This is a genomic window from Pseudomonas sp. HN2, from assembly GCF_020736465.1.
Classification (GTDB): Bacteria; Pseudomonadota; Gammaproteobacteria; order Pseudomonadales; family Pseudomonadaceae; genus Aquipseudomonas; species Aquipseudomonas moraviensis_A.
In genome coordinates, this window is the sequence record NZ_CP085885.1 from 1,227,545 (window position 1) to 1,240,231 (window position 12,687).

Sequence of the window (12,687 nt, forward strand, 5' to 3'; positions counted from 1 at the left end):
CACACCCCTGTAGGAGTGAGCCTGCTCGCGATAGCGGTGTGTCAATCAACCGATATATCGACTGACACAATGCTATCGCGAGCAGGCTCACTCCTACAGGTTTGTTCTGCATTCCAACCTGAATTCTGCGAGGTTTCACCGGATGAGAATCCTCGGCATCCTTTGCCTGCTCTTGACCCTCGGTGGTTGCAGTTCGCTGCTGTTCTACCCCGAACCTGGCCAGATCTTTACCCCGGACAAAGCCAGACTCGAATACCGCACTGTCACCCTGACCACCGCCGACGGCCTGAAACTCAATGCCTGGTGGCTGCCGGCCAAACCCGGCGTCGAGGTCAAAGGCACGGTCCTGCATCTGCACGGCAACGGCGGTAATCTGCCAATGCATCTGGGCGGGAGCTGGTGGTTGCCGAAGAATGGCTATCAGGTGCTGCTGGTCGACTATCGCGGTTATGGATTGTCCGAGGGCAAGCCGAGCCTGCCGGCGATCTATCAGGACATCGACGCGGCGTTCGCCTGGCTCGACAACGCGCCCGAGGTCAAAGGCAGACCGCTGGTGTTGCTCGGACAAAGCCTGGGCGGCGCCATGTCGGTGCATTGGCTGGCGCAGCACCCGGAACGGCAAAAACAGCTCAAGGCCTTGGTGCTGGATGGCGTGCCCGCCAGTTATCGCAGTGTCGGCCAGTTCGCCCTAAGCACTTCATGGCTGACCTGGCCGTTGCAGGTGCCGCTGTCGTGGCTGGTACCCGATGGCGACAGCGCAATCAACTCAATGGCGCAGCTGACTGGCGTGCCCAAGCTGATCTTCCACAGCATCGACGATCCGCTGGTGCCGATGGCCAACGGCATTCGCCTGTATCAGGCAGCGCCGCAGCCGCGCGTGTTGCAGCTGACCCGTGGCGGTCATGTGCAAACCTTCGGCGACCCGGTGTGGCGTCAGGTCATGCTGCGCTATCTCGACGATCCCCAACACTTCGACGGCCTGCGCCGCCTCGGCGAAATCCCCAACTATCCGCCGCCTCCGAACAATGAAGATGAGACCCCGCAATGACTGAAGAACGCAACGCCATCCCGCTGATCATCACCGGTATCTGCAGCATCCTCGGCACCGTCGGAGCGCTGTGGTACTACGGCTATCTGCATTTCGCCAAGCCTGAGGATGCGTTGCTGCTGAACGAATTCACCATGCTCAAGACCGTACCGGGCGAGGACTACAAAGTCTCGCTGACCCCAGCGCCGCAAGTGGCGCAGTGTATTGATGGCGTGCTGGTGTTGTTCGATACCGAACAGAAAGGCCTGACCGGGGTGCTGGTCAATGCGCAGAAGAAAGCCGTGCGTTGCATGGGCGAAGAGACCCCGCAGAAGCCCTCACCCTAACCCTCTCCCAGAGGGAGAGGGGACTGACCGAGGTGTCTCGGGCTATCCATCGACCTGACAGACCAGGTCGATTATGGATTCAAAACAAATCTTACCCGCCGGCACATCTCACCAGCATCCCCTGATCGGCTCCCTCTCCCTCGGGAGAGGGCTGGGGTGAGGGGCTACGATGTCTGCTCCCACAAAAAAGCCCCGCCTGATCAAGTCAGGCTGGGCTTTTGCGTTACGACGTGAAGCTTAGTTCGAGCTCACCGAAGAACGCGGTGCTACCGGCTGGTTGTCGTTGGAGATGGTCACTTCCACACGACGGTTCATCGCACGGCCCGAGACGCTGCCGTTATCTGCTACCGGGTATTCCTTGCCATAACCCTGAGTGACAATACGGGCTGGATCAACGCCCATTTTCACCAGCGCTGTGCGCACGGAGTTGGCGCGGCGCTCGGACAGCGACTGGTTGTAGTTCGCGGCGCCAGTGCTGTCGGTGTAACCCTCGACGATCACTTTGCGATCCGGGTTTTCCTGGAGGAACTGCGCCAGTTTGTTGATGTTCACCAGACCGCTGGACTTCAGATCAGCCTTGTTGGTGGCGAACAGCACGTCACCGAAAGTCACCAGCGTACCGCGATCGGTCTGCTTGGCGTTGAGGCTGTCCTGCAGCTGTTTGATCTGCTGGTCACGGGCATCCAGACGAGCCTGAGCGCGCTGTGCAGCGGCGTTTTTCAGGTTGTTTTCAGCGGTGCGCAGGGCGATGGTCTGCTTGGCCACTTCGACGCGCTGGTTGGTCAGGTAGGCCAGTTGGTCAACCTTGGCCGCGTCTTCTTTATCCAGATAAGCCTTGTCGGCCTTGTCCAGGTAGTCGCTGGCGTCTTTGGTTTCCAGTGCCGCGACTTTGCTTGCCTGTGGGTTGGCCTGCAGGCCGGCGTAGTTGGTGCGCGCCTGTTCCAGGTTCGGGTTAGGCGGGGTGGAGCAGGCAGCCAGTGCAACGCTTGCGGCCAGAAGAGCGGGAATCATCAGTTGCTTACGCATAATTTGTCGTCCTTTCTATCGGTAAGAGTTTCAGCTTTGCGGTCGGGATGCGCGCTTACTGCACAGTGCGCTGGCTTTCCTGACGCAGTTCCTGAACACCTTTCTGGGAATCCTTCACAGCCTGTTCGGCCTTGGCGGCCTGAGCCTTGCGTTCAGCGACGCGAGCGTCCCATTCAGCCTGTTCGGACAGGCGACGGGCCTCGTCATACTTCTTGTCGTGCATGGCGATTTCAGCTTGTTTCAGTTTGTCCTGAGCCTGCTTCATTTCCACCGCAGCGAACTCGGTACCACCAGCGCTGACAGCGCTGTTGACGGCCGATTGGGTCACGGCGTACTGCTCGGTCGGTGGATTACCCGCGCAACCGGCCAGCACGAAGCTGGTGCCGATGGCCAGAGCGGCCAGTTTCAGACCGCGCAGGTGGGAAAACGAGGTTTGGGTTTTCATGGTCTTCAACTCCATTAGGCATCTCCTGAAAATACAACTGAATCCATCCTGGCAGAGGAGCCGAAAGCATCGCTTGTTGACGCGAATTGAAACGCTCGTTCCAGGCGTGGTTACCAGTTCCGACCGGCGGCATTTTTGAAAAGTTCAGAAAAGATGGCCTATCGCCAAAAATTAAATTGACCGATTGGACAAGGCTTTGGGACGGGAACTTTGATGGTCGGAAGCGGTACGCGCGGGGTAAATATTCAGGATGTCACGACCCATTGTAGGAGTGAGCCTGCTCGCGATAACGGTGTGTCAGCCACATATGGGGTAGCTGAAAAACGCCATCGCGAGCACGCTCGCTCCTACAGTTTTGATGTGTGTAGGGTCAGTGCTTCTGCTTGTTCTCAGCCGACGACAAGTCATGCAGATGTCGCCGCGACAGCGCCAGAAAACGCGGGGTCGGGCCGACATCTTCATACAACGGGTCACCTTCCTCATCCGTCGCCACCACCGTCGAACCCTTCACATACGGAAGGCTCGCTTCGAACTCCTCGAGCGCGGCGCCGATCAGTTCGCCGAGCAGTTCCTCGGGATGACGCTTGGGGTACATTTCGGCAATCGCCGCCAGGCGAGCAGCGGATTCCACATCCAGGTGAATCGTGTAGCCAGTGTCGGTCAGGCGACCTTTGGCGTTTTCTTCCCAATGCTGGGCGAGTTCACGAATTTTCATGATGACCTCATTTCGCGCCTGCTGCTGGCAGGCCTGGGTGAGTGTCCGGCAGCGCCGGCGGCGGGCCTTCGTACGGCTTACTGTTGAGACTGGCTTTCGCGCGCAAGGTTTAAGTCGATTCGTCGCCTGCTTGTAAGAAGCGGCGCAGAGCGGCACTCTCTGGCAAAGCATTCATTTCTGCGCTGTCCCCGATTACCGCTGGAGAACTGCTGATGACCGATATTGATGCACGCTTGCGCGAAGACGTTCACCTGCTCGGAGAGCTGTTGGGCAACACCATTCGAGACCAGTACGGCGAGGCGTTCCTCGACAAGATCGAGCAGATTCGCAAAGGCGCCAAAGCCGACCGGCGCGGCTCGATGGACGCCGAACTGAGCGCCAGCCTCAATCAATTGAGCGAAGACGAATTGCTTCCGGTCGCGCGGGCCTTCAACCAGTTTCTCAACCTGGCCAACATCGCTGAGCAGTACCAACTGATCCATCGCCGCGAGGAGTCGCAGCCGGCGCCGTTCGAGTCGCGGGTATTGCCGGAACTGCTCGCGCGCCTGCGCAGTGAAGGCCACAGCGCTGAATCTCTGGCCCGGCAACTGGCGCGGCTGGAAATCGAACTGGTACTCACCGCACACCCGACCGAAGTGGCGCGGCGCACCCTGATCCAGAAGTACGACGCGATTGCCGCGCAACTGGCCGCACAGGACCATCGCGACCTGACCAGCGCCGAGCGCGAGCAGATCCAGACCAAACTGCAGCGGCTGATCGCCGAAGCCTGGCACACTGAGGAAATCCGCCGCACCCGACCGACCCCGGTCGATGAAGCCAAGTGGGGCTTTGCGGTGATCGAGCACTCCTTGTGGCAGGCGATCCCCAACCATATGCGCAAGGCCGATCAGGCGCTGTTCGCTGCGACGGGCCTGCGCTTGCCGCTGGAAGCCGCGCCGATTCGCTTCGCCTCGTGGATGGGCGGCGACCGTGACGGCAACCCCAATGTCACCGCGGCAGTGACCCGAGAAGTTTTACTCCTGGCGCGCTGGATGGCCGCTGATTTGTACCTGCGCGATGTCGATCATCTCGCTGCCGAACTGTCGATGCAGCAGGCCAGCGCCGCGCTGAAGGCCAAGGCAGGCGACAGCGCCGAACCCTATCGCGCAGTCCTCAAGCAATTGCGCGAACGCTTGCGAGCTACGCGTAATTGGGCGCATGCCGCGTTGACCGCGCCGACCCCGGCACCCGCCGATGTGCTGCACGACAATCGCGATCTGCTCGAACCTTTGCAGCTGTGTTTCAACTCGCTGCACGAATGCGGCATGGGCGTCATCGCCGACGGGCCGTTGCTCGATTGCCTGCGTCGGGCGGTGACGTTCGGCCTGTTCCTGGTGCGCCTCGATGTGCGCCAGGATTCCACGCGGCACAGTTCGGCGATGACGGAAATCACCGATTACCTCGGCCTCGGCCGCTATGAAGACTGGGACGAAGAGCAGCGCATCAACTTCCTCACCGAGGAGCTGAGCAACCGTCGTCCGCTGCTGCCGGCGCATTTCAAACCGTCGGCGGACACCGCTGAAGTGCTCAACACCTGCAAGGAAATCGCCGCCGCGCCTGCTGCGTCGCTGGGCTCCTACGTGATCTCCATGGCGGGCGCCGCTTCCGATGTGCTGGCTGTACAACTGCTGCTCAAGGAATCCGGCGTGCTGCGGCCGATGCGTGTAGTGCCGCTGTTCGAAACCCTCGCCGACCTCGATAACGCCGGGCCGGTGATGGAACGTCTGTTGCTGTTGCCGGGCTATCGCGCGCGCCTGCACGGCCCGCAGGAAGTGATGATCGGCTATTCCGATTCGGCCAAGGATGCCGGCACCACCGCTGCGGCCTGGGCGCAATATCGCGCGCAGGAGCGCCTCGTGGAAATCTGCCGCGAGCAGCAAGTCGAACTATTGTTGTTCCACGGTCGCGGCGGCACCGTGGGCCGTGGTGGCGGCCCGGCGCACGCGGCGATTCTGTCGCAGCCGCCGGGCTCAGTGGCGGGGCGCTTCCGGACCACCGAGCAGGGCGAAATGATTCGTTTCAAATTCGGCCTGCCAGACATCGCCGAGCAAAACCTCAATCTCTATCTGGCCGCCGTGCTCGAAGCGACCTTGCTGCCGCCGCCGCCGCCGACCCCTGAATGGCGGCATCTGATGGACGAATTGGCGGCTGACGGTGTCAGCGCTTACCGCCAGGTGGTGCGGGAAAATCCGCAATTCGTCGAGTATTTCCGTCAGTCGACCCCGGAGCAGGAACTGGGACGTTTGCCTTTGGGCAGTCGTCCCGCCAAACGTCGTGCCGGCGGTATCGAAAGCCTGCGGGCGATCCCGTGGATTTTCGGCTGGACCCAAACGCGGCTGATGCTGCCGGCCTGGCTCGGTTGGGAGACGGCGCTGAGCAAGGCCCTGGAGCGCGGCGAGGGGGAGTTGCTCGGGCAGATGCGCGAGCAATGGCCGTTCTTCCGCACCCGCATCGACATGCTGGAAATGGTTCTGGCCAAAGCCGACGCGGATATTGCGCAGTCCTACGACGAGCGTTTGGTCGAAGCCGAACTGCTGCCGTTGGGCGCGCAGTTACGCGACCTATTGTCGCAGGCATGCTCGGTGGTGCTCGGTCTGACCGGGCAGTCGCAGCTGCTGGCGCACAGCCCGGACACCCTCGAATTCATCCGCTTGCGCAACACCTACCTCGACCCGCTGCATCTATTGCAGGCGGAGTTGTTGGCGCGCTCGCGGCAGCAGGAAGTCGAGCAGGGCAGCCCGGTGGAACAGGCGCTGCTGGTGTCTGTAGCGGGGATTGCCGCCGGCTTGCGCAATACCGGCTAAGGTTGCTCATCACGTCAGGCGGCATTCGCGATGAGGGTCGGATGTCGCCACGCCTGCCGTAGGAAAGTCCCGCGAGGCGACAGTTAATGTTGGGGTTGCGACTTGGGTTACCGCGTCGCGAGGTCACGGCGGGCGTCGGTTTCTCCGACTTTTGGCGTCTTGTGTGGGCGCAGCCTGCTGTGTATCTTGATCAGCCTTTGGCCGTTTGTGCGGCCACGACCCGTATTTTCAGGATCCGCCGGTTACGTGCGAATCCTTTGTTTTGTAAAGCTTTTATATAAAAAATTGAGGAGCACATCGATGCGCGTCATTCTGCTGGGAGCTCCCGGGGCCGGTAAAGGTACTCAGGCAAAGTTCATCACCGAGAAATTCGGCATTCCGCAAATCTCCACCGGCGACATGCTGCGTGCTGCGGTCAAGGCTGGCACTCCCCTGGGCGTGCAAGCCAAGAGCATCATGGATGCCGGCGGCCTGGTGTCGGATGACCTGATCATCGCGCTGGTCAAGGACCGCATCGCTCAACCTGATTGCGCCAACGGTTTCCTGTTCGACGGCTTCCCGCGCACCATTCCGCAGGCTGAAGCACTGGTCACTGCCGGTGTCGAACTGGACGCCGTGGTGGAAATCGCTGTTGAAGACGAAGAAATCGTCCAGCGCATCGCCGGTCGCCGTGTTCACGAAGCCAGCGGCCGCGTTTACCACATCGTCTACAACCCGCCGAAACTGGCTGGCAAGGACGACATCACCGGCGAAGAGCTGGTGCAGCGCAAGGACGACACAGAAGAAACCGTGCGTCATCGCCTGTCGGTCTACCATTCGCAGACCAAGCCGCTGGTGGAGTTCTACCAGAACCTGTCTGCCGCCAATGGTGGCAAGCCGAAGTACAGCCACATTCCAGGCGTGGGTTCGGTCGATGCGATCACCGCCAAGGTGCTGGCCGCGCTGAGCTGAAAAGTCTGAACCGCAGCATCAATCCACGGCCCGCTTGCGGGCCGTAGTTGTTTATACTGACGCACTTTTTCCCCACCCCTGTTTTGGAAACATCGATGAGCACCTTGCTGGCCCTGGACACCGCGACTGAAGCTTGCTCCGTTGCCTTGCTGCATGACGGCAAGGTCACGAGCCATTACGAGGTGATCCCGCGTTTGCACGCGCAGAAGCTGCTGCCGATGATCCAGCAATTGCTCGCCGATGCGGGCACCACATTGCAAGCGGTCGACGCTATCGCTTTCGGTCGTGGCCCGGGCGCGTTTACCGGTGTGCGAATTGCCATCGGCGTAGTGCAAGGTTTGGCGTTCGCGCTGGATCGTCCGGTGCTGCCGGTATCCAATCTTGCGGTGTTGGCGCAGCGTGCCTTGCGTGAGAAGGGCGTCAGCCAGGTGGCGGCCGCCATCGATGCGCGGATGGATGAAGTGTATTGGGGCTGCTATCGCGAGACGGCGGGGGAGATGCGTCTGGTTGGCGCCGAAGCCGTGCTGCCGCCGGAAGTGGCTGCGTTGCCGGCCGATGCCAGCGGCGACTGGTTCGGTGCCGGAACCGGTTGGGGTTATGGTGAGCGCATTGCGGTCAATCTGAGCGGCTCCGACGCCGGCATGTTGCCCCACGCCGAAGACCTGCTGACGCTGGCGCGTTTCGCCTGGGAGCGCGGCGAATCGATCCCGGCGGATGACGCCCAACCGGTTTACCTGCGCGATAAAGTCGCCACCCCCAAAGCCCGCTGATCTCCGGTCTGTGCTGTTCCCTGTGGCGAGGGAGCTTGCTCCCGTTCGGCTGCGCAGCAGTCGCAAACCCTGCATTCGCGATTTGACTGATGAATAAACGCGGCCGCTTCGCTGCCCAGCGGGAGCAAGCTCCCTCGCCACAAAAGCGCCCGCCGGGTATTCAGTGCCTTATCCCGAATCCAGTCAATCGTCAGTTTCTACCCCCTCGCTTAAAACCTTTTGCGCTTTCTGTGTTCTAGTTATCACTCGGCGGTTTGCTAAGTCGGTCAAGTGCCGCTAAATTGCCATCATCGATACCGAGCATGACATTATGCGTATAGACGGCGTTTCCACTCAGTCCTATCCCATCAAGCGCAAGCCCCGCAAAGGCAATGCGGCGCTGGATGAGTCCGTCGACATCATCGACGGCGAGCTGGAATTCCCGAGCGAAGAGCAGTTGGCCGCCCGTGCTGCCCAAGCTACCGCGCAACGCCTGAGCAACCTGCCTGCTCGTCAGCAAGACATGATCTACCACCGCGCAATGAAGAAAAGCGTAGCGATGGCCTTGGCCAGCTACCTGAGCACCGCCGGTTTTGTCGATTGGGATGCGGACGTGCTGGGCCTCGATCTGTATATCTGATGGATCTGCCTTACTACCTCGGATGTCCGTCCTGGAGCGAAAATGCCTGGCGCGAGTATCTGTATCCGGTAGATGCAAAAACCTCCGATTTTCTCGCTCTCTATTGCCAGGTGTTCAACGCCGTCGAAGGCAACACCACCTTCTACGCCAGCCCTTCGCCAGCCACTGTGCAGCGCTGGGCCGAGATCATGCCGGCGCACTTTCGCTTCACCGCCAAATTCCCCGGCGACATCAGTCACAGTGGCGACCTGCGCGAGCAACTGACTGCTGCCGAAACCTTCCTGCAATTACTCAAGCCGTTGGGCGAACGTGTTTCACCGCTGTGGCTGCAATTGTCGAAAAGCTTTACACCGCAGCGTCTGCCGGAACTGGTGGCGTTCATCGACGCGCTGGATTGCCCGCTTGCAGTGGAAGTACGCAATGAACAGTTCTTCGCCAAGGGCGAGAGCGAGCGCCTGCTCAATCGCCTGCTGCTGGATCGCGGCGTGGAGCGCATCTGTCTCGACCCGCGTGCGCTGTTCAGTTGCCTGTCGACTGAGTCTTCGGTGATCCACGCGCAATCGAAAAAGCCACGCGTGCCGACCCGTCCGGCGGCGTTCACGCAGTTTCCGCAGGTGCGCTTCATCGGCCATCCCGAGCTTGAGGCCAACGATGCGTTTCTCGTGCCGTGGGTGGCGAAAATCGCCGAATGGATCGAGGAGGGCCGCACCCCGTACATCTTCCTGCACACCGCCGACAACCTGTTGGCAGCGAAACTCGCGCAACGTTTTCACGCGCAACTGATGCAACGTTTGCCTGGCTTGCCCGCGCTGCCTGAGCTATACAGAGAACCCGCCGTCGAGCAGCTTGGCTTGCTCTGAGGCGGTTTTTTTCTGCCCGGGAGCCCGTCGATGAACGTCCAAGCCAGTCAGGCGCAACTGCTTAAAGCCCAAGCCTTCAAGGCCCTGCATGATCGTCAGGAGGCTTTCGTGATTCCCAATCCGTGGGACGCCGGTTCGGCGAAGATGCTCGCCAGTCTGGGTTATCCGGCCTTGGCCACCACCAGCGCCGGTTACGCGTTCTCCCAAGGCAAGGCGGACGGCGCGTTGAGTCTCGACGAGACCCTGGCCAATGTCCGCGCGATCGTCGCAGCGACTGATCTGCCGGTGGCGGTGGATCTGGAAAACGGCTTTGCCGATGACCCGGTCGAGGCTGCGCAGAGTCTTCTGCGCGCAGCCGAGGCGGGGGCGGTGGGTGGTTCGATCGAAGATGCCACGGGGCGTCCGGACGCGCCGATCTATTGCTTCGAACACGCTGTGGTGCGCATTGAAGCCGCCGTCGCCGCGGTGCGCACGCTGCCGTTTCCCTTTGTCCTCACCGCTCGCGCGGAAAACTACCTGCACGGTAATCCCGACCTCGATGACACCATTCGCCGCTTGCAGGCATTTGCCGCCGCAGGTGCCGACGTTCTTTATGCGCCGGGTTTGCGCAGCGCCGAAGAAGTGCGCGCAGTGGTGCAGGCCGTGGCGCCGAAACCGGTCAATGTGTTGATGTCTGGCGGTTTGAAACTGACCGTACAACAGCTCGAGGAAATGGGCGTACGGCGGATCAGCACCGGATCGGCGCTGGCGCTGGCGGCGTTCGGCGAATTTTTCCGCGCGGCTGAAGAAATCCAGCAGTCCGGCACGTTTGGCTTTACGTCGCAGTCGATGCCGTACGCCCGGGCCAATCAATTCTTCAAGGACTGAGCATGGGGCGCTGGCTGTTCTGGTTGGTGTTGCTGGCGATCGGCGGTGCGGCGGTCAGTGTCTGGCGCGGCTGGCTGGACGTGCCAGCGCAGTGGAATCCGTGGGCACCGCTGGACGTAAAAGCCGCGCCCAACTGGCTGACCGGTTACAAACTCATGCGCCTGCGCAGCGATCCTGAGCTGTGCGCACAGGCGCTGGGCAGCGCGGATCTGCGCGTCAGCCGCCAGGCCGACAGTCCCGGTGCGAAGTGCCCGCTGATCGGCGCTCTGCGTGTGCAGGGCGGTGAAGTGGCGCTGAGCAGCAGTTTCATCGCCAGTTGCCCGCTGGCGGTGGCCTACGCGATGTTCGAACACCACACCCTGCAACCGGTCGCGCAATCGGTGTATGGCCAGAAAGTCACGCGTGTCGACCATCTCGGCAGCTTCGCCTGTCGCAATGTCTACAACCGTGAGAACGGCGCGCTCAGTCGACACGCCAGTGCCGACGCGCTGGACATCGCCGGCTTCCGCCTGGCTGATGGACGCACGATCAGCGTGCTCAAGGATTGGCCCAAACAAAATCAGGACGCACAGTTTTTGCGTCAGCTGCGTGGCGGCGCCTGTGAGTCATTCAGTGTGGTGTTGAGCCCGGATTACAACGCCGCCCATCGCAATCACTTTCATGTCGATGTCGGGCGCTGGAGCGTGTGTCGCTGAGGGTCAGGCGGCGAGGCGCAGGTTCTGCAGAACGATCGGGCGAGCCCAGCCGTTGTCGAAGTCCAGGGCCTTCTGCTGCTCGACGATTTCTTCCGGCGGGAACGGTGGGTACGGCTTCTGCAGCAAGTCCAGGTCGAACTCGGCGATCGGCAGGTACAGCGGGCGTTTTTGCGGAGCGGGGCCTGGCTCAGGCAGCGGCTGGCCATTGTTGATCACGATCGGGCGCACCCAACTGCTGTCGAAATCCTGCTGCTCTTGCTGGGCTTTGAGTTCTTCTGGCGGGAACGGTGGGAACGGCTTGTCCAGCAGCTCCATTTCGAATTCGGCGATTGGCAGGAACAGCGGCTCTGGCGGGCGAACTTCGGTTTCAACCACATCGCACTCGCGCTGGCTGACGATGTGCGCGTGCAGCTCGCTGCCAACGGTCGGTTCTTCCGGGCTGTTCAGGTCAACCGGTGGAAACGTGCCACAGGCCGGCACCACTTCACTCGTCTGTTCGGCCAGGGCCTGGGCAAAGAAATCCTGCCACAGGTGACTGACGCCGCTCAGTGCTTGAGTGTTATGACGGCTGAAGTCGCCATGGGGCGAAACGTAGCCAATCGATGTGGGAAGAATGCCTGACATTTTTTTCGGTTGCCGCTCAGCTCTGGCAAAATGCGCGTTGAATGGTTTATCGGCGGTTTTTGTCGATCCTTAACTTTTTTGAGCGTTTTTTCATGATCGAGTCACCCGCGGCCTGCCGCATCCAAGTCCAGGCCCTCGCCCCGACGTTTCAAGCACAAGCCGAGCACTGGGCCGAGCGTCTCGGCCTGCCGCTCGGCGAGGCCGACGGCGAGTTCGCCTTGCAGGTCGGCGAGCAGGGGTTGCAGTTGCAGCAGCTTGGTCCGGACGCCCCGGGCCCGGTGCGGGTCGACTTTGTCGAAGGCGGCGCGGCGCACCGGCGTTTGTATGGCGGCGGCAGCGGGCAGATGATCGCCAAAGCGGTCGGCATCGCCCAAGGCGTGCGTCCGCGCGTGCTGGACGCCACGGCAGGGCTGGGCAAGGATGCGTTCGTGCTGGCCAGTCTGGGTTGTGAGATGAGCCTGATCGAGCGTCAGCCGTTGATCGGCGCGCTGCTCGAGGATGGGCTGGCGCGGGCGGCGGAAGATTTCGACGTGGCGCCGATCGTGGCGCGGATGAAATTGCTCAAGGGCAACTCCATCGAAGTGATGCGCAGTTGGGAAGGGGAGCCGCCGCAGGTGATCTATCTCGACCCGATGTTCCCGCATCGCGAGAAAACCGCGTTGGTGAAAAAGGAAATGCGCCTGTTTCGCCCGCTGGTGGGCGATGATCCGGATGCACCGGCCCTGCTTGAAGCGGCGCTGGCACTGGCCACGCACCGGGTAGTCGTCAAACGCCCGCGCAAGGCACCGTGCATCGAAGGGCCGAAACCGAGCCATGCGCTGGATGGCAAATCGAGCCGGTATGACATTTATCCGAAGAAAGCGCTGAAGCCCTGAGACCGCGTCGCCCCATTCGCGAG

Annotated in this window: 14 protein-coding genes; 10 read left to right on the forward strand and 4 right to left on the reverse strand. The window is 61.4% G+C overall.

The window, feature by feature from the left end; translation table 11 throughout:
- Window positions 1-142: 142 nt before the first annotated feature.
- Window positions 143-1,048: an alpha/beta hydrolase gene (locus LIS66_RS05260; protein ID WP_227973766.1), complete on the forward strand. Its 906-nt coding sequence runs from the start codon at window positions 143-145 to the stop codon at window positions 1,046-1,048.
- Window positions 1,045-1,374 carry a hypothetical protein gene (locus tag LIS66_RS05265; protein WP_116658287.1) on the forward strand — a complete coding sequence of 110 codons (330 nt, stop codon included), beginning with the start codon at window positions 1,045-1,047 and terminating at the stop codon, window positions 1,372-1,374. Before LIS66_RS05260 ends, LIS66_RS05265 begins: the two co-directional genes overlap by 4 nt.
- A gap of 237 nt (window positions 1,375-1,611) precedes the next feature.
- Here LIS66_RS05265 and LIS66_RS05270 read toward each other — a convergent pair whose 3' ends face one another.
- The 3 genes from LIS66_RS05270 to LIS66_RS05280 all read right to left on the reverse strand — a co-directional run bounded on the left by LIS66_RS05270 (window position 1,612) and on the right by LIS66_RS05280 (window position 3,560).
- A complete protein-coding gene (locus tag LIS66_RS05270) occupies window positions 1,612-2,400 on the reverse strand; it encodes an OmpA family protein (protein WP_083352019.1) in 789 nt (262 codons plus the stop codon).
- Window positions 2,401-2,455: 55 nt separating this feature from the next.
- On the reverse strand, window positions 2,456-2,860 hold the full coding sequence (locus tag LIS66_RS05275) for a DUF4398 domain-containing protein (RefSeq protein WP_024011747.1): 405 nt from the start codon (window positions 2,858-2,860) through the stop codon (window positions 2,456-2,458).
- Between the two features lie 355 nt (window positions 2,861-3,215).
- On the reverse strand, window positions 3,216-3,560 hold the full coding sequence (locus tag LIS66_RS05280; RefSeq protein ID WP_042606952.1) for a hypothetical protein: 345 nt from the start codon (window positions 3,558-3,560) through the stop codon (window positions 3,216-3,218).
- A gap of 212 nt (window positions 3,561-3,772) precedes the next feature.
- On the opposite strand from LIS66_RS05280, the gene ppc reads away from it, so the two are divergent.
- The 7 genes from ppc (at window position 3,773) to LIS66_RS05315 (ending at window position 11,165) form a co-directional block, all read left to right on the forward strand.
- Window positions 3,773-6,403, forward strand: coding sequence for a phosphoenolpyruvate carboxylase (gene ppc, locus LIS66_RS05285; protein WP_227973767.1), 2,631 nt, complete (start codon window positions 3,773-3,775; stop codon window positions 6,401-6,403).
- Between the two features lie 300 nt (window positions 6,404-6,703).
- Window positions 6,704-7,354 (forward strand): adenylate kinase, encoded by a 651-nt coding sequence (gene adk / locus LIS66_RS05290; protein ID WP_042606954.1) that lies wholly within the window; start codon window positions 6,704-6,706, stop codon window positions 7,352-7,354.
- Window positions 7,355-7,449: 95 nt separating this feature from the next.
- Window positions 7,450-8,124: a tRNA (adenosine(37)-N6)-threonylcarbamoyltransferase complex dimerization subunit type 1 TsaB gene (gene tsaB / locus LIS66_RS05295; protein ID WP_123418114.1), complete on the forward strand. Its 675-nt coding sequence runs from the start codon at window positions 7,450-7,452 to the stop codon at window positions 8,122-8,124.
- Window positions 8,125-8,434: 310 nt separating this feature from the next.
- Window positions 8,435-8,743, forward strand: coding sequence for a hypothetical protein (locus LIS66_RS05300; RefSeq protein WP_024011752.1), 309 nt, complete (start codon window positions 8,435-8,437; stop codon window positions 8,741-8,743).
- On the forward strand, window positions 8,743-9,603 hold the full coding sequence (locus LIS66_RS05305; protein WP_065615302.1) for a DUF72 domain-containing protein: 861 nt from the start codon (window positions 8,743-8,745) through the stop codon (window positions 9,601-9,603). Before LIS66_RS05300 ends, LIS66_RS05305 begins: the two co-directional genes overlap by 1 nt.
- Before the next feature lie 30 nt (window positions 9,604-9,633).
- Window positions 9,634-10,470: an isocitrate lyase/PEP mutase family protein gene (locus LIS66_RS05310; protein ID WP_227973768.1), complete on the forward strand. Its 837-nt coding sequence runs from the start codon at window positions 9,634-9,636 to the stop codon at window positions 10,468-10,470.
- 2 nt (window positions 10,471-10,472) lie between these two features.
- On the forward strand, window positions 10,473-11,165 hold the full coding sequence (locus LIS66_RS05315) for an extensin family protein (protein ID WP_083352022.1): 693 nt from the start codon (window positions 10,473-10,475) through the stop codon (window positions 11,163-11,165).
- A 3-nt stretch (window positions 11,166-11,168) separates the two neighbouring features.
- On the opposite strand, the gene LIS66_RS05320 is transcribed toward LIS66_RS05315, so the two are convergent.
- Window positions 11,169-11,789, reverse strand: coding sequence for a hypothetical protein (locus LIS66_RS05320; RefSeq protein WP_042606960.1), 621 nt, complete (start codon window positions 11,787-11,789; stop codon window positions 11,169-11,171).
- Between the two features lie 92 nt (window positions 11,790-11,881).
- On the opposite strand from LIS66_RS05320, the gene LIS66_RS05325 reads away from it, so the two are divergent.
- The gene (locus LIS66_RS05325; protein ID WP_042607052.1) at window positions 11,882-12,664 is read left to right on the forward strand and encodes a class I SAM-dependent methyltransferase; all 783 of its coding nucleotides are present in this window, start codon (window positions 11,882-11,884) and stop codon (window positions 12,662-12,664) included.
- Window positions 12,665-12,687: the final 23 nt, after the last annotated feature.